This is a genomic window from Enterobacter sp. JMULE2 (assembly GCF_013337145.1).
GTDB classification, from domain to species: domain Bacteria; phylum Pseudomonadota; class Gammaproteobacteria; order Enterobacterales; family Enterobacteriaceae; genus Enterobacter; species Enterobacter mori.
The window spans coordinates 572148-593684 of record NZ_SGWD01000013.1 but is presented as its reverse complement, the minus strand read 5'-3'; the positions used below and the strand labels follow the sequence as shown (position 1 = coordinate 593684).

Sequence of the window (21537 nt, the reverse complement as noted above, 5' to 3'; positions counted from 1 at the left end):
GGTTTTGTAGGCCTGCGTAAGCGAAGCGCCACCAGGCTTTAACCTCGATCGTAATCGTCTTCTAACCTGCGCTCATCCTCTTCTAACCGACGGCGATCGTCATCCAACTGGCGCTGGCGCTCATCTAAGCGCTGGCGTCTGTCCTCAAGCTGCCGACGGCGATCGTCGTACTGGCGGCTGTCGGTCTGGCGGCTGCGATCGTAACGATCGTCGTCGTCATCGCTGCTGCGACTGCTGCTGGGGTTATAAGCATCGTTGATCGCCTGTTGAATGTTGCCAATAGCATCATCAACAATATCGGCATGAGCCAGCTGGCTGGTGAGTGACAGCAGACCAAATAACAGAGCAGTTGAGTAACGTTTCATAAGGCCAGACTCGCAGGTGAACTGGCCTTACGATAATGAACGGCGGGGAGCCGGGGTAGCGGAGGAATCTCAAATTACCATGACCTTCCGCAGCGCCTGTGCCAGCTGCACACGTGTAAACGGCTTACGCAGTAACTGAACGTCGGGCAGCTGCGGATTATGCGTGGGTCGCAAATCCTGACCGCTGATCAGCAGAACCGGAAGCTGCGGATACTGGCTGCGCACCTGGTTTATTACCTCAGCGCCGCTCAGGTTTCCCGGCAACATCAGGTCGCTGATAAACATGCCAATATCCGGTGACGCCGCCAGCATGTTCAGCGCCTGCTCGCCGTTGTCCGCTTCGAGCGTCAGATAGCCGAGCTGATGCAGCTGCTCGCACAGGGTCTGGCGGACATCGGCTTCGTCCTCCAGCACCAGTACAAGCCGCTCGTTCTCAACGGTAGCGGTGGTTGAGAGCGCTTCATCCTCGGAAGCGGCGGGAAGCGTCGATCGCGGAAGGTGAAGCCGCACGGTGGTGCCCTGCCCCGGCGCGCTTTCAATCTCCACGCGACCGCCGGACTGGCGCACAAACCCATAGACCATCGACAGGCCTAACCCGCTCCCGCTTCCGGTCTGCTTGGTGGTGAAGAACGGTTCAAAGACCCGGGATTTTACCGCCTGCGACATGCCGCTGCCGTGGTCAATGACCTCCAGCGCCACCATGTCCTGCCTGCGTCCGTCGCTGCGGGTCACGCGCTGGTTCCAGGTGCGAATTTTTATCACCCCGCTTTGCCCTTCCATCGCATCACGCGCGTTCATCACCAGGTTGATAATGGCGTTTTCAAGCTGGCTGACGTCTATCCACGCGGGCCACGCCGGGGTTTGTGCTTCAATCTCCAGGGTCAGGGTGGCAGGCAGTGAGTGACGCATCAGTTCCCGGAGGTTCTCCAGCAGCGGCAGCATCTCTACCCCATGCGGCGTCAGGGATTGCTTGCGGGAAAACGCCAGCAGGCGCTGGGTCAGCAGCGCGCCGCGTTCGGCCGCCTTCAGCGCCCGGGTAATGCGCGGCGCGTCTTTTGATTCGGTGTCGGTGAGCTCAAGGCTGCCGATGATCACCGCCAGCAGGTTGTTAAAATCATGCGCCAGCCCGCCGGTCAGCTGCCCGACCGCCTTCATCTTCTGGCTGTGCAGCAGCGCCTCTTCCAGCCCCTGACGCTCGATGCGGTCAATCTCCATCTGCGTGGTTTTCTGTTTCAGCAGGCGCGTGGTGTGCTCAAGCGAGGCGGTGTTGCGGGCAAAAACGTTAAACGCGCGCGCCAGCTCGCCCAGCTCATCGCGCCGCTGCAGCGCGGGCACCGATACGTCCTGCTCGCCATGCGCAAGGCGCGACATCGCTCTGGAGATAGCCGTCAGGTTAGAGCCCAGATTGCGGTAGATATACCAGCAGGCGCACCCGGTGATGATCAGCGCCAGCACGGCGAAAATGCTGATAAACACGCTGATCGAGCGCAGCTCCTGATGGCTCTGAGCGGTACGAAGCGTGGAGGCGTTCGCCACCTGCTCGACGTACTGATTGATGTCGCTGTTGAGGATCGCCACCAGCGCCTTGATGTGGAACATATACCAGCTGATCGCCAGATCGCTCTCTTCCAGCTGCTTCGACAGAGGGGCGAGTTTATGCAGCTCGACGTTAAAATCAGGCAGAACCCTGTTCACGACAGGCTGGATGGCGCGCCGGGGAAGGGTTGCCGTTACGGCGTCAAGCTGCTGAACGGTCGCGCGCGGCGAAGGGGTGTCGATGGCGGCAGCGATCAGCCTGTCCATTTCCATCAGTTGCTGCGCGTCCGGTACGTTGCTGCTGTAGCGGCGGTTGATGTCCTGCAGATGACGCAGATAGCTCTGGCTTTGATATAGCGAGCTGAGCAGCGCGTTACGCTCCAGATGGCGTCGCTGCCCGCGCTCAAGCATCTCCGTCACGCTCTGCTGTAATTCATTGCTTCTTTGAATAATGCGCGCCACCAGCGCCGGTTCCTGCTGCGCCAGAGGCGCTTCCGCAAGCTGTTCCAGCGAGTGGCGCAGCGCCATCTGGGTCTGCTTCAGCCGCTCGGCTTCGCCTTTGTACTCCAGCGCCCCGACGACCTGGGAGAGCCGCACCGCCGCCGTCGCCACGTTAGCGGTATCACGGGCCAGGTTCATGCTGCCGGTCATGTCATCCAGCGTTTGCTGCTGCACCTGCTCCTGGATCTGGCTGGCGTGACGAAAGCCGAGTACCGCCACGCCGCTCACCATCAGCGTAACGGCGACCACCAGCAGATTGAAAATCAGCAGGCGTCCGCGGGCGCTGGCGAAAAACGGGGGGCGTGATGGCATGGATTTGGGCTCCTCTGCGATTTGGTGTCCCCTCACCCTACCCCTCTCCCACAGGGAAAGGGAAAAGAGAAATGTGACGGCGATTAGCTATTCATAACTATGACAAATATGAACAGCTTCTGACATTTTGCATTTACGCACCTGTGATGAAGTGCAGATATCGACATTCGCAGGAGATCCGCCATGAGCAGAACCCCGGTTTTAGAGATGCGCAATATTGCCAAGACGTTTGGTAATTTCCACGCGCTCAAGGGTGTAGATTTGACGGTTTTCCCCGGTGAGATCCACGCGCTGATGGGAGAAAACGGCGCGGGAAAAAGCACGCTGATGAAAATCCTCGCGGGAGCCTATACCGCCACCAGCGGCGAAATCCTGATCGACGGCCAACCGTTTCATATCAAAGGCCCAAAAGATGCGCTGGCCGCAGGCATTACGCTGATTTATCAGGAGATGCAGCTCGCGCCCAATCTGACCGTTGCCGAAAATATCTTTCTCGGCAGCGAGCTGTCGCGCGGCGGGATGGTGCAGCGCAAAGAGATGGCCGCCCAGGCGCAGGCGGTGATTGACCGTCTCGGCGCGCAGTTCAGCGCCACCGACCTGGTGATGAAGCTGACCATCGCCGAGCAGCAGCAGGTGGAAATCGCCCGTGCGCTGCACCGCAACAGCCGCATTCTGGTGATGGACGAACCCACCGCCGCCCTCTCCTCGCGGGAAACGCACCGCCTGTTCGAACTGATTTTGCGCCTGCGCGACGAAGGAATGGCGATTATCTACATCAGCCACCGCATGGCGGAAGTGTATGAACTCTCTGACCGCGTCAGCGTCCTGCGCGACGGGCAGTACGTCGGTAGCCTGACGCGCGACAAGCTGAATGCCTCTGAGCTGGTGCGCATGATGGTAGGCCGCCCGTTAAGCGATCTGTTTAACAAAGAGCGCGACATCCCGTTAGGCAGCCCGCGTCTCAACGTGCATCACCTGACTGACGGCAAAAAAGTGCTTCCCTGCAGCCTGCAGGTGCGTTCCGGTGAAATCGTCGGGCTGGCGGGCCTGGTCGGGGCCGGACGCTCCGAACTGGCGCAACTCATCTTCGGCGTGCGCAAAGCCACGGGCGGCATGATTGAGGTGGACGGCGAGCCGGTGGTGATCCACTCCCCGCGCGCGGCCATTGATAACGGCATCGGTTTTCTCACCGAAAACCGCAAGGAGCAGGGGCTGTTTCTGGAGCTGGCGGCGCAGGAAAACATCACCATGGCGACGCTGGAGCGCGACGCCACCTTCGGCATGCTAAACCGTAAAAAAGCCCAGTCGATTTCCGATGACGCGATTGCCCTGCTCAACATCCGCGTGCCGCATTCTCAGGTGCGCGCGGGCGGGCTGTCCGGCGGCAACCAGCAAAAGCTGCTGATCTCCCGCTGGGTGGCCATCGGCCCGCGCATTCTGATTCTGGACGAACCCACGCGCGGCGTGGACGTCGGCGCGAAAAGCGAGATCTACCGCATCATGAACCAGATGGCGCGCAAAGGGGTGGCGATTTTAATGATCTCCAGCGAGCTGCCGGAAGTGGTGGGCATGAGCGACCGGGTGTACGTGATGCGCGAAGGCAGCATCGCGGGTGAACTGCACGGGCGCGACATCTCTCAGGAAAACATTATGACGCTGGCAACCGGCGTGAACGACACTCATCATCAGGCGGTGCAATCATGACAACTCCTACCCATCCGCAGCAGGTGGCGAAATCCGCCTCCGCCAAAAAAATGCTGATGAGCGATCTGATGCAAACGGTCGGTATCCTGCCGATTCTTATCCTGATTGTGGCGGTATTTGGCTTTATCGCCCCTAACTTCTTCACCGAGAGCAACCTGCTCAATATTACCCGCCAGGCGTCGATCAACATCGTGCTGGCGGCGGGAATGACCTTCATCATTTTAACCGGCGGGATTGACCTCTCCGTGGGCTCGATTCTGGGTACTACGGCGGTTGCAGCGATGGTGGTCTCGCTTATCCCTGAATTTGCGATGCTCTCCATTCCGGCCGCGCTGATGCTCGGCATGGTGTTGGGCCTGTTCAACGGCGCGCTGGTGGCCTTTGCCGGACTGCCGCCCTTTATCGTGACGCTCGGCACCTATACGGCACTGCGGGGCGCGGCCTATCTGCTGGCGGACGGCACGACGGTGATTAACTCCAACATTAGCTTCGAGTGGATCGGCAATAACTACCTCGGCCCGATTCCGTGGCTGGTGGTGATCGCCCTGGCGGTCATTGCTATCTGCTGGTTCATCCTGCGCCGCACCACGCTGGGCGTCCACATCTACGCGGTGGGCGGCAACATGCAGGCGGCGCGCCTGACCGGCATCAAGGTCTGGCTGGTGCTGCTGTTTGTTTACGGCATGAGCGGCCTACTCTCCGGGCTTGGCGGGGTGATGAGCGCCTCGCGCCTCTACAGCGCCAACGGCAACCTCGGTATGGGTTATGAGCTTGACGCGATTGCGGCAGTGATCCTCGGCGGGACCAGCTTCGTCGGCGGGATCGGCACGATCACCGGCACGCTGGTGGGTGCATTGATCATCGCCACCCTCAACAACGGCATGACGCTAATGGGCGTCTCCTACTTCTGGCAGCTGGTGATCAAAGGGGCGGTGATCATCATAGCGGTGCTGATCGACAAATACCGTACCCGACACCATCAAAGTGCATAACAACAACACCCTACAGCTTCGAGGAAAACCATATGCGTTTGAAACCCTTAGTGACCGCGCTCTGTGCTGGCGCACTGCTTGCCGCAACACCATTTGCGCAGGCGAAAGATCTGAAGTCCATCGGCGTGACGGTGGGCGACCTGGCTAACCCGTTCTTCGTGCAGATCACCAAAGGTGCCGAGCTGGAAGCGCGCAAGCTGGCTGGCGATAACGTCAAGGTGACGCTGGTTTCCAGCGGTTACGATCTGGGCCAGCAGGTGGCGCAGATCGATAACTTCATCGCCGCGAAGGTGGACATGATCATTCTCAATGCTGCGGATTCCAAAGGGATTGGCCCGGCGGTGAAGCGCGCGAAGGACGCTGGGATCGTGGTCGTTGCGGTTGACGTGGCGGCGGAAGGGGCTGATGCGACCATCACCTCCGATAACACCCAGGCGGGCGAAATGGCCTGTAAGTACATTACCGACCGCCTGAAAGGCAAAGGCAATGTGGTGATCATCAACGGGCCACCGGTCTCTGCGGTGCAGAACCGCGTGGAAGGTTGCCAGACGGAATTCAAAAAACATCCGGATATCAAGGTGCTCTCGGATAACCAGAACGCCAAGGGCAGTCGTGAAGGCGGTCTGGAGGTCATGACCTCTTTGCTGGCGGCCAATCCGAAGATCGACGGCGTATTCGCCATTAACGATCCGACCGCGATCGGTGCCGATCTGGCGGCGAAACAGGCGCAGCGCAACGAGTTCTTTATCGTCGGCGTGGATGGTTCCCCGGACGGTGAGGAAGCGCTGAAGCGCGAAAACTCCCTGTTTGTGGCGACCCCAGCGCAGGATCCGCAGGTGATGGCGGCAAAAGCGGTGGAGATCGGCTATGACATTCTACAGGGCAAACCTGCGCCGAAAGCGCCTGTGCTGATCCCGGTGACGATGATCGATAAAAAGAACGTCGGGACCTATAAGGGGTGGACGGTTAAGTAAACCCGGTGCGGCCTGATGCCCTCACCCTAACCCTCTCCCACAGGGAGAGGGAACTTACTCCCCCTCTCCCTTGAGGGAGAGGGCCGGGGTGAGGGGGTGGCATAAAACTCAAGGAGTCACCATGAAACGCTCCGACATCAACGAAATCCTCGGCCACACGCGACAGTTTTTTTCCATGCACGACGTGCATCTCCCGCCTTTTGCCAGCTTTCCACCCACAAAATGGCAGCAGCTTGACCAGGCCGCATGGCAGGAAGTGTTCGATCTCAGGCTCGGCTGGGACGTGACGGCGTTCGGCAGCAACAGCTTTGCCGCACAGGGGTTAACGCTGTTTACCCTGCGCAACGGCTCGCCCAACGGCGTGCCTTATGAAAAAGGCTATGCCGAAAAAATCATGCACGTGCGCGACGGCCAGGTCACGCCGATGCATTTTCACTGGCGCAAGCGAGAAGACATCATCAACCGCGGCGGCGGGAATCTGATTATTGAGTTATGGAATGCGGGCGCGCATGAAGAAACCGAAAACACGGATGTGACCGTCACGATAGACGGCTGCCGTCAGACCCACGCGCCCGGCAGCCAGCTGCGCCTGCTGCCCGGGGAAAGCATCTGTCTGACGCCCGGTCTGTACCACAGTTTCTGGGGCGAACGTGGCTTCGGAGACGTGCTGGTCGGCGAAGTGTCATCGGTAAACGACGACGAGCACGATAACCACTTTTTGCAGCCCGTTGCCCGCTATAACAACATCGAAGAAGACGAACCGGCAGTGCTGGTGCTATGCAACGAGTACAACCTGTTTCGGATATAAGGAGTGAATGATGCCATTGATTTCTCTTGCCGACGGTCTTGAGCACGCCAGGGCGCATCGCTATGCGCTGGGCGCGTTTAACGTGCTCGACTCCCACTTCCTGCGCGCGCTGTTCGCCGCCGCGAAGCAGGAACGCTCGCCGTTTATCATCAACATCGCCGAAGTGCATTTTAAGTACGTGTCTCTGGAGTCGCTTGTCGAGGCGGTTAAGTTCGAAGCCGCTCGTCACGACATTCCCGTGGTGCTTAACCTCGACCACGGGCTGCATTTTGAGGCCGTCGTACGCGCCCTGCGCTTAGGGTTCAGCTCGGTGATGTTCGACGGCTCAACGCTAAGCTATGAGGAAAACATTCGCCAGACGCGGGAAGTGGTGAAGATGTGCCATGCGGTGGGCGTGTCGGTGGAGGCGGAGCTGGGCGCGGTCGGTGGTGATGAAGGCGGCGCGCTTTACGGGCACGCGGACGAAGCGTTCTTTACCGACCCGCAGCTGGCGCGCGAATTTGTCGATTCAACCGGCATTGACGCGCTGGCGGTCGCCATCGGCAACGCGCACGGCAAATACAAAGGCGAGCCGAAACTCGATTTCCCGCGCCTGGACGCCATTCGCCAGCAGACGGGGCTGCCGCTGGTTTTACACGGCGGCTCCGGGATTAGCGATGCCGACTTCCGCCGCGCTATCGAGCTGGGCATTCATAAAATCAACTTCTATACCGGCATGTCGCAGGCCGCGCTTGCCGCCGTTGAGCAGCGCATGGCAAACCGCCAGCCGCTGTACGATGAATTTGCCGAGCTGCTGCTGGGGATAGAAGAGGCCATTACCGATACGGTCGCCGAACAGATGCGCATCTTCGGCAGCGCGGGGAAAGCCTGATGGAACGTAAAGGGATCATTGCCGCAGGCAACATGCTGGTGGATCACGTCCACCAGATCGTGCAGTGGCCGGAGCGCGGCTGGCTGGCGGAAATCACCCACAGCGAACGCTCAACCGGCGGCGCGCCGCTCAACGTGCTGCTGACGCTGGCGAAAATGCACATTGGCCTGCCGCTGCAGGCGGTAGGGCTGATTGGCGAAGACGGCGACGGGGATTACATTCTGGCGATGCTCGACCAGTACCACGTCAACCGCCAGCGCGTGCAGCGCACCACCTTTGCCCCGACCTCCATGTCGCAGGTCATGACCGATCCCAGCGGGCAGCGCACCTTCTTCCACTCGCCGGGCGCCAACCGCCTGCTGGATCTTCCCGCCTTCGATCGCTTAGACGAATCGATGAAGATCTTCCATCTCGGCTACCTGCTGCTGCTCGACAGCCTTGATATGCCCGATGACGAGTTCGGCACCCGCAGCGCGCGGCTGCTGGCGCAGATGCGCGACCAGGGGTATGAAACCTCGCTCGACCTGGTGTCCCGCAAGGGCGACCCGCGCTACCAGCCGCTGGTGCTCCCTGCCCTGCGCCATCTTGATTATCTGGTCATTAACGAGCTGGAAGCCGGGGAGTTTAGCGGGCTGGAGATGCGCGACGGCAGCGACGCGCTGAACACAGCCCATATTGCTGAAGCCGCCGCGCAGCTGCTGGCGGCAGGCGTTCGCCAGCGGGTGGTGATCCACTGCCCGGAAGGGGCATGGGGGGAAGCGCCGGGTGAGCAAGGCCGCTGGATCCCGTCGTGGATGCTGGAGCAGGAGGAGATTATCGGCAGCGTCGGTGCGGGGGATGCGTTTTGCGCGGGTTTTTTATACGGTTGCCATGAATCGCTGTCGCTTACCGAGAGTATTTATCTGGCGCACGCCTGCGCGCGGGCAAGCCTGCTGGCCGCCAACGCAATTGACGGCGCGAAAACGCTGGAGGAGCTGCAGCTGTTTATCAAAGAGAATACCTAGGCCGCTTTCTCGCTATGGGAAACATCGGTGGCAAACACGTAGCCCAGACCGCGAATGGTTTTAATCAGCGCAGGCTGATGCGGGTTAGCCTCGATCTTCCGGCGCAGGCGCATGATCAGCACGTCAATCGTACGGTCGAACACCTCGGTACTTTCACTGTGGGTGAGTTCAAGCAGCTGCTCGCGGCTGAGTACCCGGCGGGCATTTTGCGTGAGCGCCAGCAGCAGGCCGTACTCCCCCTGCGTTAAAGGGACGGAGTTACGCTGCGGATCGCTCAGTTCGCAGCGGGTGGTATCCAGCGTCCAGCCGTTGAAAGCAACGCCCGCCGCACGCGGCGCGGGGGCTTCTGCTGCCAGCACGCCCGTCCGGCGCAGTACCGCTTTCACGCGGGCAACTACCACGCGCGGGTTAAACGGCTTGCCGATGTAATCGTCGGCGCCCATCTCCAGACCCACGACCACGTCTGATTCACTCCCCAGCCCCGTCAACATGACCACCGGTAGTTCTGGCCGCTGCTTTTGCAACTGGAGTAAGACCTGCAGGCCGTTGATATCCGGCAGCATCATGTCCAGCAGCACGAGTGCGATACCCGGTTCCTGATGTACCCGGTTCAGCGCGTCCTGTCCGTTATGGCAGACGAGCACGGTAAAGACGTGCTCGCTGAGCACGTCCTGCAGCAATTCACACACTGCCGTATCGTCATCAACCACCAGAATCGCCGGTTTCATCGTATGCTTCCGTCAGGGGATTATGTTAAGTCTGAACCATTCTGCCGTCGGCTCCAGCCAAATTGTTTTTTACGTGACGGAATTTCAACCCATGTCACATCCGTAACCCTTTCGACACGTCAATTTTGACGATTGCCTGTTTTTCGTCAGGGTTTTGCGCGCATATCAGCCGTACAGTCTGAATATACCCACATTAAAAACATGGCATAGAAGCTGCATAGTGGGTGCGAAAGATTCGATTAACTGGAGCAGACTGATGAAAAAAGTCGTCACGGTTTGCCCTTATTGTGCCTCAGGTTGCAAGATCCACCTGGTGGTCGATAACGGCAAAATCGTCCGGGCAGAGGCCGCACAGGGGAAAACCAACCAGGGCACGCTGTGCCTGAAAGGTTACTACGGCTGGGATTTTATTAACGATACCCAAATCCTCACCCCGCGCCTGAAAACCCCTATGATCCGCCGCGAGCGCGGCGGCAAGCTGGAAGCCGTCACCTGGAGCGAGGCGCTCGATTACGTCGCCACACGCCTCAGCGCCATCAAGGCCAAGTATGGCCCGGATGCGATTCAGACCACCGGCTCCTCACGCGGGACGGGGAATGAAACCAACTATGTGATGCAAAAATTCGCACGCGCCGTTATTGGTACCAATAACGTCGACTGCTGCGCTCGCGTCTGACACGGCCCATCGGTTGCAGGTCTGCACCAGTCGGTCGGTAATGGCGCAATGAGTAATGCCATCAACGAGATAGATAATACCGATCTCGTGTTTATTTTCGGCTATAACCCGGCGGATTCTCACCCTATCGTCGCGAACCACGTTATTCGCGCTAAACAGAATGGGGCGAAAATCATCGTCTGCGATCCGCGCAAAATTGAAACCGCGCGCATTGCGGATATGCACATCGCGTTAAAAAACGGCTCGAACATCGCGCTGCTGAACGCAATGGGGCACGTCATTATTGAGGAGAACCTGTACGACCAGGCGTTTGTCGCAAGCCGTACGGAAGGCTTTGAAGAGTATCGGAAAATTGTCGAAGGCTATACGCCAGAGTCGGTTGAAACGATAACCGGCGTCAGCGCGCAGGAGATCCGCCAGGCGGCACGCATGTACGCGGCAGCGAAAACCGCGGCCATTCTGTGGGGCATGGGCGTCACCCAGTTCTACCAGGGCGTAGAAACCGTGCGTTCCCTGACCAGCCTCGCGATGCTGACCGGAAACCTTGGCAAAGCGCACGTCGGCGTGAACCCGGTGCGCGGTCAGAATAACGTCCAGGGTGCCTGCGATATGGGCGCGCTGCCGGACACCTATCCGGGCTATCAGTACGTCAAGTTCCCGGAAAATCGCGAGAAATTCGCGAAGGCCTGGGGCGTGGAAAGTCTGCCTGAGCACACCCGGGTATCGCATCAGCGAGCTGCCGCACCGCGCGGCGCACGGCGAAGTGCGTGCGGCCTACATCATGGGTGAAGATCCGCTCCAGACCGACGCCGAGCTGTCTGCGGTGCGCAAAGGGTTTGAGGATCTGGAGCTGGTGATTGTCCAGGATATCTTTATGACCAAAACCGCGGCGGCGGCGGATGTGATTTTACCGTCGACCTCCTGGGGCGAGCATGAAGGTGTCTACACGGCGGCAGACCGCGGCTTCCAGCGCTTCTTTAAGGCGGTCGAGCCGAAGTGGGATCTGAAAACCGACTGGCAGATTATCAGTGAAATTGCCACCCGCATGGGCTACCCGATGCACTACAACAACACTCAGGAAATCTGGGACGAGTTGCGCAGTCTGTGTCCGGATTTTTATGGGGCAACCTATGAAAAAATGGGTGAGCTGGGCTACATCCAGTGGCCGTGTCGCGATGAGTCCGAAGCCGACCAGGGAACGTCGTACCTCTTCAAAGAGAAATTCGACACCCCGAACGGGCTGGCGCAGTTCTTCACCTGCGACTGGGTCGCACCGATCGATAAACTCACCGATGAGTATCCGATGGTGCTCTCCACCGTGCGTGAAGTGGGTCATTACTCCTGCCGTTCGATGACCGGCAACTGCGCCGCGCTGGCGGCGCTGGCGGACGAACCGGGATACGCACAAATCAACACCGCCGACGCAGAGCGCCTCGGCATTGAGGATGAAGCGCTGGTGTGGGTGAACTCGCGTAAGGGCCGCATCATCACCCGCGCCCAGGTCAGCGACCGTCCAAATAAAGGCGCGGTCTATATGACCTATCAGTGGTGGATTGGTGCCTGTAACGAGCTGGTGACGGAGAACTTAAGCCCGGTAACCAAAACGCCGGAGTATAAATACTGCGCCGTAAACGTGGAGCCGATTGCGGATCAGCACGCTGCGGAACAGTATGTGATCGACGAATATAACAAGCTGAAAGCCCGACTGCGCGAAAGCGCAATGGGTTGATGCCGTTAATTAAACGATGAATAAAGGGAGTGAGATATTCACTCCCTTTTTATTTCCGCTTAACCCATTAAAAATATCAATTTTTATTCTGGAAAGCGGCTCGCAGAAATAATGTAATTCGTGCGAAAAAAAATTACATCTTTGCATTTTAATTCAGAGGGATAAGATGTGCGGCGGGTGCTTAAGACTTTCTGTCTTGAGCATTGTTGAGGGACAGAAAGTGGAAAGCCCCGGGAAATTTGCATTCACCCGAGGCTACTCTTCCTCAACTCCCAACAAGTTGAGAGTAGCCTCTTATTCTTTTTTACACAAGGAGTAAAAGGCATGACGCCATTAAAAACTGCGTTAGGCATCGTCTTTATTATTTGCCTGACGATAGTGATCTTTACCTTTATTACTCGCGGCAGGCTCTGCGAGTTTTCAATAAAGAGTGAACATCAGGAGGTGGCGGCGAAATTAGCCTGCAACGCAGGCTAACCTCTACGGGCGGAACGACGGTTCCGCCCGGCTTGTAGGATGCTGAGGTCTTAATGCACCCATTTTTTTCTTCTGTCGCCGCGATTATACTGCGCGGCATGTACCCAGATGATAAGAACCCATGAAACCTATTTTTCTGTTGTTGTTACTTTTTACATCGCTTGTCCGTGCCGATGAGATTGGCAGCCAGTACAAGGAACAGGCTGAAGCGGGTGACGCCCGTGCCCAGTATTATTTGGCCGATACGTACTTTAGCTCCGGCGACAGCAAGCAAGCGGCGCTGTGGGCCGAGAAAGCCGCAAAAGGTGGCGATGTTGACGCCATGGGACTGCTCTCGCAAATCCTCTTTACCCAGGGAAATTATGCGCAAGCTAAGGCACTGGCGCAGCAGGCAACCATCGCGGGCAGCAAACGTGGCGCAATCATGCTGGCGCGCGTGCTGGTGAACACCCGGGCGGGGAAAACTGACTATCCGCAGGCGATCAAACTGCTGCAAACGGCTACCGAGGATATCGACAACGACTCCGCGGTTGATGCGCAACTGCTGCTGGGGCTGATTTATGCCAACGGCGTGGAAGTGGTGCAGGATGACGCTCAGGCAGCAGCGTGGTTTAAGCGCAGTTCGTCTCTTTCACGTACGGGCTACGCAGAATACTGGGCTGGGATGCTGTTCCAGCAGGGCGAGAAAGGCTTTATCACGCCAAATAAACAGAAAGCGCTCTACTGGTTGAACCTGAGCTGTACGGAAGGATTTGATACGGGATGTGAAGAGTTTGATGCGTTAAGTGGAGAATAAACCCTTGCCCGGTGGCGCTGCGCTTACCGGGCTTAGGATGTTACTGATCAGCCGTCTTATCAAAACGACCCAGCACCTCGCGTTCATACGCCAGCGCTTTTTTGCGGTCGAACTTGTGTTCCCACTTGGCGATAACCAGCACCGCCAGGGCATTCCCCACCACGTTCAGCGCGGTACGCGCCATGTCGAGGATACGGTCAACACCGGCGATAAACGCCAGACCTTCCAGCGGAATACCGACGCTGCCAAGCGTTGCCAGCAGCACCACGAAGGAGACGCCCGGAACGCCTGCAATACCTTTGGACGTCACCATCAGCGTCAGCACCAGCACGATCTCCTGCCACAGCGACAGGTCAATGCCGTACAGCTGCGCAATAAAGATAGCGGCGATACTCTGGTACAACGTTGAACCGTCCAGGTTAAAGGAGTAGCCGGTCGGTACCACGAAGCTGGTAATAGAGGCAGGCGCGCCGTAGGCTTCCATCTTCTCAATGATACGCGGCAGCACGCTCTCAGAGCTTGCCGTGGAGTACGCCAGTATCAATTCATCCTTCAGGATACGGATCAGGATCCAGATGCTCAGCCCGCACAGGCGCGCCACAATGCCTAACACCACCAGCGCGAAGAACAGGATGGCGAAGTGCACCAGGATCACCAGCTTCGCCAGCGGCCACAGGGAGGCAAAACCGAAGTTCGCCACGGTGACGGCAATAAGCGCGAACACCCCGACCGGCGCGTAACGCATCACCATGTGGGTCACTTTAAACATGGTTTCAGAGATAGAACGGAACACGGTAACCAGCGGCTCACGGTGCGTCGCCGGCAGGGAAGAAAGCCCCAGACCAAACAGCACTGAGAAGAAGATGATCGGCAGCATCTCGCCCTTCGCCATTGATGCCACGATGTTGGTCGGCACCAGCGAAAGAATAGTCCCCATCAGGCCGTGCGCGTGGCTCTGGACGTCAGCGGTCGTGCTTTGATATTTCGAAATATCCACCGTCGCCAGCTGCGACATATCGATCCCGGCACCTGGCTGGAACACGTTCGCCAGCGTAATACCGAGGATAATCGCAACCGTAGTGATCACTTCGAAATAAAGAATGGTCTTCACACCGATGCGGCCTAACTGCTTCGCATCACCGACACCCGCAATACCGACCACCAGCGTCGAGATCACAATCGGTACCACAATCATCTTAATCAGATGAATAAAGATATCCCCTGCAGGTGAAAGCAGGTTCGCAATCAGCCATTCGCGGCTGTCGCTATGATAATGCAGGTAACTGCCCAGCAGGATGCCCAGCACAAGGGCGATTAAGATCTGCCAGGCAAGGCTGACTTTAACGTTTTTCATAGAAACTGACTTCCTCAATGAAGCGCCTTATTCACTCAAACTGCATGAATATGGGGACATACTGAAAGGGTATGAATTGTGTTGCGTTGGTTTATGGGATTTTTTAACGCGGCGTATGAGTATCATTTGCGCGGCCTGTTGCGCAAGCCTTAAAGAACGACGCATTTCACTCGAAAAAGCGGGGATGACGGGAGTTTGTCCTAATTCTGATAAATAACCTTTTGTTATAAAAAAGCTTTTTTAAACATAAATGTGAATAATCGTTAGCGTAAATTATTTCCCTTCAAAGTTTCATTCGCTCATTTTTCAGCCTATTCAAACAATGCGTGATCTGCCGCCCAAATACTAAACAAAGCTTGTAAAGCCCCTACAATTAACGTTTTTGCGACATATTATTAACATCTTACACGGAGAAAAAAAGCCATGAGCCAAATCCATAAACACGACATTCCCGCAAATATTGCGGACCGTTGCCTGTTAAACCCGGAGCAGTACCACGAGAAGTATCAGCAATCCCTCTCCAGCCCTGACCTCTTCTGGGGTGAGCAGGGCCATATCCTTGACTGGATCAAACCGTATCAGAAGGTGAAGAACACCTCCTTTGCACCGGGTAACGTCTCCATTAAATGGTATGAAGACGGCACGCTGAATCTGGCGGCGAACTGCCTTGACCGCCACCTCGCCGAGCGCGGCAACGAAACGGCCATTATCTGGGAAGGCGATGATGCCTCGCAGAGTAAACATATCACCTATAACGAACTCCATCGCGATGTCTGCCGCTTCGCCAACGTATTGCTGGAACAGGGTATTAAAAAAGGCGACGTTGTTGCTATTTATATGCCGATGGTACCGGAAGCGGCGGTTGCCATGCTGGCCTGCGCGCGCATCGGTGCGATCCACTCCGTTATCTTCGGCGGCTTCTCACCGGAGGCGGTTGCCGGGCGTATCGTTGACTCTAACTCGAAGCTGGTGATCACCGCTGACGAAGGCGTGCGCGCCGGTCGCGGTATCCCCCTGAAGAAAAACGTCGACGAAGCGCTGAAAAACCCGAACGTCAAAACGGTCAGTAACGTCATCGTCCTCAAGCGTACCGGCGGCAAAATCGACTGGAACGAAGGGCGCGACCTGTGGTGGAGCGACCTGATTGAAAAAGCGAGCGACCAGCATCAGCCTGAAGAGATGAATGCGGAAGACCCGCTGTTTATCCTTTACACCTCCGGCTCAACCGGCAAACCGAAAGGCGTGCTGCACACCACCGGCGGCTATCTGGTCTATGCGGCCACCACCTTCAAATACGTCTTCGACTACCATCCGGGCGACATCTACTGGTGCACCGCCGACGTGGGCTGGGTTACCGGACACAGCTATCTGCTGTACGGCCCGCTGGCCTGTGGCGCAACGACGCTAATGTTTGAGGGCGTACCAAACTGGCCGACCCCGGCGCGTATGTGTCAGGTGGTCGACAAACACCAGGTCAACATTCTCTACACCGCGCCAACGGCGATCCGCGCGTTAATGGCGGAAGGCGACAAAGCCATCGAGGGCACCGACCGCTCATCATTGCGCATCCTCGGTTCCGTGGGTGAGCCCATCAACCCGGAAGCCTGGGAGTGGTACTGGAAGAAAATCGGCAACGAGAAATGCCCGGTGATGGACACCTGGTGGCAGACCGAAACCGGCGGTTTTATGATCACCCCGATGCCGGGCGCCACCCAGCTGAAAGCGGGTTCCGCAACCCGTCCGTTCTTCGGCGTGCAGCCTGCGCTGGTGGATAACGAAGGCAATCCGCAGGAAGGGGCCACCGAAGGCAACCTGGTGATCGTCGACTCCTGGCCGGGTCAGGCGCGCACGCTGTTTGGCGACCACGAGCGCTTCGAGCAGACCTACTTCTCGACCTTTAAAAACATGTACTTCAGCGGCGACGGCGCGCGTCGTGATGAAGACGGCTATTACTGGATAACCGGACGCGTGGACGACGTGCTGAACGTCTCCGGCCACCGTCTCGGCACCGCGGAGATTGAGTCGGCGCTGGTGTCGCATCCGAAAATTGCCGAAGCCGCCGTTGTCGGTATTCCGCACAACATCAAAGGCCAGGCGATTTACGCGTACGTCACCCTGAACCACGGCGAAGAGCCGTCGCCAGAGCTTTACGCTGAGGTGCGCAACTGGGTACGTAAAGAGATTGGCCCGCTGGCGACGCCGGACGTGCTGCACTGGACCGACTCGCTGCCGAAAACTCGCTCCGGCAAGATTATGCGCCGTATTTTGCGCAAAATCGCCGCAGGGGACACCAGCAACCTCGGTGATACCTCAACGCTCGCGGATCCTGGCGTGGTGGACAAACTGCTCGAAGAGAAGCAGGCCATCGCAATGCCATCGTAACCCCTCACCCTAGCCCTCTCCCCATAGGGGAGAGGGAATTAAAACAACCCTCCCCAAAGGATTTCGCGTTGCAGGAAGGCGGCAAGCGAGAACATCCCCAGGAGCATAGTTCACTATGTGACTGGGGTGGTCGAGTGCGGCCAACGCACCTGCAACGTGAAAGACGAAGGGGAACCTCTGGAGACTCTGTGATGAATGACCATATTTGTCAGCAGATAGAGAATAGTGCGCACTACAGGGAGCTCGTCGAAAAACGGCAACGGTTTGCCTTCATCCTTTCCATCATCATGCTGGTTATCTACGTCGGCTTTATTCTGCTCATCGCATTTGCTCCGCACTGGCTGGGCACCCCGCTGCACGCGGGTACCAGCGTCACGCGCGGTATTCCCATCGGCATCGGCGTGATTGTGATTTCGTTTGTGCTGACCGGCGTATACGTCTGGCGTGCGAACGGTGAATTCGATCGTCTTAATAAAGCGGTTCTGCATGAGGTAAAAGCATCATGAAGCGAGTCCTGACGGCGCTTGCCGCCACACTTCCCTTTGCTGCCCATGCGGCAGATGCCATTACCGGCGAGGTCCAGCGTCAGCCAACCAACTGGCAGGCGATTGTGATGTTCCTGATTTTCGTCCTGTTGACGCTGTATATCACCTACTGGGCGTCAAAACGCGTGCGTTCCCGTAACGATTACTACACGGCGGGCGGCAACATTACCGGCTTCCAGAACGGGCTGGCGATTGCGGGTGACTTTATGTCGGCCGCCTCGTTCCTAGGGATCTCCGCGCTGGTATACACCTCCGGCTATGACGGCCTAATCTACTCCCTCGGCTTCCTCGTTGGCTGGCCGATCATTCTGTTCCTGATTGCCGAACGCTTGCGCAACCTGGGCCGTTACACCTTCGCTGACGTGGCATCCTATCGCCTGAAGCAGGGGCCGATTCGCACCCTCTCCGCCTGCGGCTCGCTGGTGGTGGTGGCGCTGTATCTGATCGCCCAGATGGTGGGCGCGGGCAAGCTTATCGAACTGCTGTTTGGCCTGAACTACCACGTCGCGGTGGTGCTGGTCGGCGTGCTGATGGTGATGTACGTCCTGTTCGGCGGCATGCTGGCGACCACCTGGGTGCAGATCATCAAAGCCGTCCTGCTGCTGTTCGGTGCCAGCTTTATGGCCTTTATGGTGATGAAACACGTCGGCTTCAGCTTCAATAACCTGTTTACCGAAGCGATGGCGGTTCACCCGAAAGGGGAAGCGATCATGAGCCCGGGCGGGCTGGTGAAAGATCCGATATCCGCGCTCTCACTCGGTCTCGGCCTGATGTTCGGCACCGCGGGTCTGCCGCATATCCTGATGCGCTTCTTTACCGTGAGCGATGCGCGTGAAGCACGTAAAAGCGTCTTCTATGCCACCGGCTTTATGGGTTACTTCTACATTCTGACCTTTATCATCGGCTTTGGCGCGATCATGCTGGTGGGGGCGAATCCGGCGTTTAAAGACGCGGCGGGCGCGCTGATTGGCGGTAACAACATGGCGGCGGTGCACCTGGCCGACGCGGTTGGCGGTAACCTGTTCCTCGGCTTTATCTCCGCCGTGGCCTTCGCCACCATCCTCGCGGTGGTTGCAGGGCTGACGCTGGCAGGCGCGTCTGCTGTGTCGCATGACCTCTACGCCAACGTCATCCGCAAAGGCGCGAGCGAGCGCGATGAGCTGAAGGTCTCGAAAATCACCGTGCTGGTGCTGGGCGTGGTGGCGATCCTGCTGGGTATCCTGTTCGAGAAGCAGAACATCGCCTTTATGGTGGGGCTGGCCTTCTCGATTGCGGCAAGCTGCAACTTCCCGATCATCCTGCTCTCCATGTACTGGTCAAAACTGACCACCCGTGGGGCGATGATTGGCGGCTGGCTGGGGCTGCTGACGGCGGTGATCCTGATGGTTCTCGGTCCAACCATCTGGGTGCAGATCCTCGGTCACGCAAGCGCCATCTTCCCGTATGAATACCCGGCGCTGTTCTCCATTGCCGTGGCGTTTATCGGGATCTGGTTCTTCTCCGCTACCGACAATTCGCCGGAGGGTAATCTGGAGCGTGAGAAATTCCGCGCCCAGTTTATCCGCTCACAAACCGGTCTCGGCGTCGAGCAGGGCCGCGCGCACTAAGCCTTTCTCCCCGGTCATTCTGGCCGGGGAGCTTAAAACATCATCCACGCCACCAGCGGCGCAATCAGCACCATCACCACGCCCGACAGCATCATCACCAGGCTCGCGACAACGCCCTCCTGCTGCCCAAGCTCATACGAACGTGCCGTTCCCGCGCCGTGCGACGCCGCGCCAAACCCTGCCCCTTTCGCCATGCCTTCGCGAATGGAAAGCCGCAGGAACAGCACATCGCCCACCGCCATGCCAAACACGCCCGTCACCACCACAAACAGCGCCACCAGATCCGGCTGCCCGCCGAGCGGTTTGGCCGCCGCCAGCGCAAACGGCGTGGTCACCGAGCGCACGGCGAGGCTGCGCTGAATTTCATCGGACAAGGTAAACAGCCGCGCCAGCCAGACGGAGCTGCACACTGCTACCACCGTGGCGGTGATCACACCTGCGCTGAGCGACATCCAGTGACGTTTGATAATCGCCAGGTTGTCGTAAACGGGGACGGCAAAAGCGATGGTCGCCGGGCCAAGCAGCCACAACAGCCAGTGGGATTCACCAATGTAGTTCTGCCAGGAGATATGGCCGAAGACCAGCATCAGTACCAGCAGGATCGGCGTGAAGACCAGCGGCATCAGCGGCAGGGCGTGAAAGCGGCGGTACAGTCGCTTATTGGCAAAGTAGATAATTAGCGTGGCGACCAGGCACAGCACGCTAATCTGAAAGTTAGTCATGCTTCTGCCTGCTGATTTCAAAGCGATACACTTTATCCACCACCCAGGCGGTCGCCCCCAGCACCATCAGCGTGCTTAACGCGATGACCGCAAAGATGCGCCATCCGTCGACCATCAGCAGCTGCGCGTAGTTCACTACCGCTACTACGGCAGGGACAAAGAACAGCAACATCTCCGCCAGCAGCCAGCGCGCCCCGGCGCGTACCCAGTTAAGGGGGATCACGCGACAGAGAATAAGCGTCAGCATCAGCAGCATACCGACAAGATTCGCAGGCAGCGGCAGATGCAGCCAGCCGACGAGATATTCAGCGAAAACAAACAGTCCCGCGTAAAGCAGTACCTGAACCGGGACCTGGAGTCGTTGCACAACGGCAGGCGTAACACGGCTTAACGCCACGGCCATGGAGGGTTTCCTCAAAAATGAGACGAGGCGCCAGTATAGAGACCGCACGGTGTGGACTGAAATGAATTAAAATCATCGAAGGTATAGTTTCGAGGAATAATCATGGACATAAGAACGCTGCGCTATTTTGTCGAAGTGGTTCGCCAGCAAAGTTTTACCCGCGCAGCGGAGAAGTTGTTCGTTACCCAGCCTACCATCAGCAAGATGCTGAAAAACCTCGAAGACGAGCTGAACTGTACTCTGCTGATCCGCGACGGGCGCAAGCTGTTGCTGACCGACACCGGACGCGTGGTATTCGAGCGCGGGCTGGCAATTCTGGCTGAGTTCCGCCAGCTGGAGGCGGAGCTGGGCGACATCAACCACCTGACGAAAGGGGTGCTGCGCCTCGGCATTCCACCGATGGTGGGGATGATGATGGCCGGGCCGATTAGCCTGTTCCGCCAGCGTTATCCCGGCGTTGAGCTGAAAATTTCAGAATTTGGCGGCTTAACCGTTCAGCAGGCGGTCACCAACGGCGATTTGGACGTGGCGATGACCGCCCTTCCCGTTGAGGAGGAGAGCGGACTGGCGACGCTGCCGCTCTTTAGCCACCCGCTGTGCGTGCTGGTGCCACGATCCGGTGAATGGCTGAAGATAGACTCGGTAAAGCCCGAGTTGCTCGGCGAGCACCCTCTGCTGATTTACAACGAAGATTTCGCCCTCAGCCGCCAGCTGATGGCGCTGTTTACTCAACACAACGTCAAGCCCCGCATTGCGGTGCGCAGCGGCCAGTGGGATTTCCTGGCGGCGATGGTACAGGCAGGCGTGGGGATTGCCATTCTGCCGCAGCCTATCTGCGAGCGGCTGGATAAAAACACGCTACGCTGGATCCCGCTGGAGAGCGACCTGCACTGGCAGCTAGGGATGATCTGGCGTGAAGGGGTGTATTTGTCTCACAGCGCGCAGGCGTGGCTGCAGTGTTGTGAGGGGTTTTGGGTGCCCTCACCCTAACCCTCTCCCACAGGGAGAGGGAACCGATCGAGCACGTAGGCCCGGTAAGCGCAGCGCCACC

At 58.0% G+C, this 21537-nt stretch carries 18 protein-coding genes and 1 pseudogene; 13 read left to right on the top strand and 6 right to left on the bottom strand.

The genetic code is table 11. From position 1 onward, the window contains the following. Positions 1-38 precede the first annotated feature (38 nt). Positions 39-365 (bottom strand): DDRRRQL repeat protein YjdP, encoded by a 327-nt coding sequence (gene yjdP, locus EXW94_RS15060; RefSeq protein WP_089598637.1) that lies wholly within the window; start codon positions 363-365, stop codon positions 39-41. A gap of 69 nt (positions 366-434) precedes the next feature. After that, positions 435-2714, bottom strand: coding sequence for a hybrid sensor histidine kinase/response regulator (locus tag EXW94_RS15055; RefSeq protein ID WP_174340407.1), 2280 nt, complete (start codon positions 2712-2714; stop codon positions 435-437). Positions 2715-2897: 183 nt separating this feature from the next. Between EXW94_RS15055 and EXW94_RS15050 the strand changes: the two genes are divergently transcribed. The 6 genes from EXW94_RS15050 (at position 2898) to EXW94_RS15025 (ending at position 9067) form a co-directional block, all read left to right on the top strand. Continuing rightward, entirely contained in the window at positions 2898-4418 is a 1521-nt protein-coding gene (locus EXW94_RS15050) for a sugar ABC transporter ATP-binding protein (RefSeq protein WP_089598635.1), read from the top strand. After that, positions 4415-5410, top strand: a complete 996-nt coding sequence (locus EXW94_RS15045; RefSeq protein WP_042719147.1) for a ribose ABC transporter permease — start codon at positions 4415-4417, stop codon at positions 5408-5410. Before EXW94_RS15050 ends, EXW94_RS15045 begins: the two co-directional genes overlap by 4 nt. A 32-nt stretch (positions 5411-5442) precedes the next feature. Next, on the top strand, positions 5443-6384 hold the full coding sequence (locus EXW94_RS15040) for an ABC transporter substrate-binding protein (RefSeq protein WP_021242935.1): 942 nt from the start codon (positions 5443-5445) through the stop codon (positions 6382-6384). A 121-nt stretch (positions 6385-6505) separates the two neighbouring features. Further along, complete coding sequence (locus tag EXW94_RS15035) at positions 6506-7192, top strand: D-lyxose/D-mannose family sugar isomerase (protein WP_174340406.1); 687 nt, start codon at positions 6506-6508, stop codon at positions 7190-7192. A 10-nt stretch (positions 7193-7202) separates the two neighbouring features. Next, entirely contained in the window at positions 7203-8063 is an 861-nt protein-coding gene (locus EXW94_RS15030; protein ID WP_063624399.1) for a ketose 1,6-bisphosphate aldolase, read from the top strand. Beyond that, positions 8063-9067 carry a carbohydrate kinase family protein gene (locus EXW94_RS15025; protein WP_174340405.1) on the top strand — a complete coding sequence of 335 codons (1005 nt, stop codon included), beginning with the start codon at positions 8063-8065 and terminating at the stop codon, positions 9065-9067. The genes EXW94_RS15030 and EXW94_RS15025 overlap by 1 nt, the downstream gene beginning before the upstream one ends. Here EXW94_RS15025 and EXW94_RS15020 read toward each other — a convergent pair. Continuing rightward, complete coding sequence (locus EXW94_RS15020; RefSeq protein ID WP_174340404.1) at positions 9064-9795, bottom strand: response regulator; 732 nt, start codon at positions 9793-9795, stop codon at positions 9064-9066. The genes EXW94_RS15025 and EXW94_RS15020 overlap by 4 nt on opposite strands. A gap of 256 nt (positions 9796-10051) precedes the next feature. Between EXW94_RS15020 and fdhF the strand changes: the two are divergent. From fdhF to EXW94_RS15005, 3 genes and pseudogenes are all read left to right on the top strand, one after another. Next, a pseudogene (gene fdhF, locus EXW94_RS15015) lies at positions 10052-12200 on the top strand (formate dehydrogenase subunit alpha). 324 nt (positions 12201-12524) lie between these two features. Beyond that, a complete protein-coding gene (locus EXW94_RS15010; protein ID WP_042719158.1) occupies positions 12525-12677 on the top strand; it encodes a Hok/Gef family protein in 153 nt (50 codons plus the stop codon). A 121-nt stretch (positions 12678-12798) separates the two neighbouring features. Continuing rightward, entirely contained in the window at positions 12799-13473 is a 675-nt protein-coding gene (locus tag EXW94_RS15005; RefSeq protein WP_174340403.1) for a tetratricopeptide repeat protein, read from the top strand. Between the two features lie 40 nt (positions 13474-13513). On the opposite strand, the gene gltP is transcribed toward EXW94_RS15005, so the two are convergent. Beyond that, positions 13514-14827, bottom strand: a complete 1314-nt coding sequence (gene gltP, locus EXW94_RS15000) for a glutamate/aspartate:proton symporter GltP (RefSeq protein ID WP_174340402.1) — start codon at positions 14825-14827, stop codon at positions 13514-13516. Positions 14828-15250: 423 nt separating this feature from the next. On the opposite strand from gltP, the gene acs reads away from it, so the two are divergent. The 3 genes from acs to actP all read left to right on the top strand — a co-directional run bounded on the left by acs (position 15251) and on the right by actP (position 19361). Further along, positions 15251-17209: an acetate--CoA ligase gene (gene acs / locus EXW94_RS14995; RefSeq protein WP_174340401.1), complete on the top strand. Its 1959-nt coding sequence runs from the start codon at positions 15251-15253 to the stop codon at positions 17207-17209. Between the two features lie 191 nt (positions 17210-17400). Next, entirely contained in the window at positions 17401-17715 is a 315-nt protein-coding gene (locus EXW94_RS14990) for a DUF485 domain-containing protein (protein ID WP_108418084.1), read from the top strand. After that, a complete protein-coding gene (gene actP, locus EXW94_RS14985) occupies positions 17712-19361 on the top strand; it encodes a cation/acetate symporter ActP (RefSeq protein ID WP_063624406.1) in 1650 nt (549 codons plus the stop codon). Before EXW94_RS14990 ends, actP begins: the two co-directional genes overlap by 4 nt. Positions 19362-19393: 32 nt before the next feature. On the opposite strand, the gene EXW94_RS14980 is transcribed toward actP, so the two are convergent. After that, entirely contained in the window at positions 19394-20083 is a 690-nt protein-coding gene (locus EXW94_RS14980) for an LrgB family protein (RefSeq protein WP_063624407.1), read from the bottom strand. Continuing rightward, complete coding sequence (locus EXW94_RS14975) at positions 20076-20486, bottom strand: CidA/LrgA family protein (RefSeq protein WP_059312929.1); 411 nt, start codon at positions 20484-20486, stop codon at positions 20076-20078. Before EXW94_RS14975 ends, EXW94_RS14980 begins: the two co-directional genes overlap by 8 nt. A 102-nt stretch (positions 20487-20588) precedes the next feature. Between EXW94_RS14975 and EXW94_RS14970 the strand changes: the two genes are divergently transcribed. Further along, entirely contained in the window at positions 20589-21476 is an 888-nt protein-coding gene (locus tag EXW94_RS14970) for a LysR family transcriptional regulator (RefSeq protein WP_063624408.1), read from the top strand. Positions 21477-21537 lie beyond the last annotated feature (61 nt).

Coding starts and splice junctions, on each gene's coding strand:
- EXW94_RS15010 (WP_042719158.1), top strand. CDS start 12,525: ATGACGCCATTAAAAACTGCGTTAGGCATCGTCTTTATTATTTGCCTG.
- EXW94_RS15030 (WP_063624399.1), top strand. CDS start 7,203: ATGCCATTGATTTCTCTTGCCGACGGTCTTGAGCACGCCAGGGCGCAT.
- EXW94_RS15035 (WP_174340406.1), top strand. CDS start 6,506: ATGAAACGCTCCGACATCAACGAAATCCTCGGCCACACGCGACAGTTT.
- gltP (WP_174340402.1), bottom strand. CDS start 14,827: ATGAAAAACGTTAAAGTCAGCCTTGCCTGGCAGATCTTAATCGCCCTT.
- EXW94_RS15005 (WP_174340403.1), top strand. CDS start 12,799: ATGAAACCTATTTTTCTGTTGTTGTTACTTTTTACATCGCTTGTCCGT.
- acs (WP_174340401.1), top strand. CDS start 15,251: ATGAGCCAAATCCATAAACACGACATTCCCGCAAATATTGCGGACCGT.
- EXW94_RS15055 (WP_174340407.1), bottom strand. CDS start 2,714: ATGCCATCACGCCCCCCGTTTTTCGCCAGCGCCCGCGGACGCCTGCTG.
- EXW94_RS15050 (WP_089598635.1), top strand. CDS start 2,898: ATGAGCAGAACCCCGGTTTTAGAGATGCGCAATATTGCCAAGACGTTT.
- actP (WP_063624406.1), top strand. CDS start 17,712: ATGAAGCGAGTCCTGACGGCGCTTGCCGCCACACTTCCCTTTGCTGCC.
- EXW94_RS14990 (WP_108418084.1), top strand. CDS start 17,401: ATGAATGACCATATTTGTCAGCAGATAGAGAATAGTGCGCACTACAGG.
- EXW94_RS15020 (WP_174340404.1), bottom strand. CDS start 9,795: ATGAAACCGGCGATTCTGGTGGTTGATGACGATACGGCAGTGTGTGAA.
- EXW94_RS14975 (WP_059312929.1), bottom strand. CDS start 20,486: ATGGCCGTGGCGTTAAGCCGTGTTACGCCTGCCGTTGTGCAACGACTC.
- EXW94_RS14980 (WP_063624407.1), bottom strand. CDS start 20,083: ATGACTAACTTTCAGATTAGCGTGCTGTGCCTGGTCGCCACGCTAATT.
- EXW94_RS15025 (WP_174340405.1), top strand. CDS start 8,063: ATGGAACGTAAAGGGATCATTGCCGCAGGCAACATGCTGGTGGATCAC.
- EXW94_RS14970 (WP_063624408.1), top strand. CDS start 20,589: ATGGACATAAGAACGCTGCGCTATTTTGTCGAAGTGGTTCGCCAGCAA.
- EXW94_RS15045 (WP_042719147.1), top strand. CDS start 4,415: ATGACAACTCCTACCCATCCGCAGCAGGTGGCGAAATCCGCCTCCGCC.
- EXW94_RS15040 (WP_021242935.1), top strand. CDS start 5,443: ATGCGTTTGAAACCCTTAGTGACCGCGCTCTGTGCTGGCGCACTGCTT.
- yjdP (WP_089598637.1), bottom strand. CDS start 365: ATGAAACGTTACTCAACTGCTCTGTTATTTGGTCTGCTGTCACTCACC.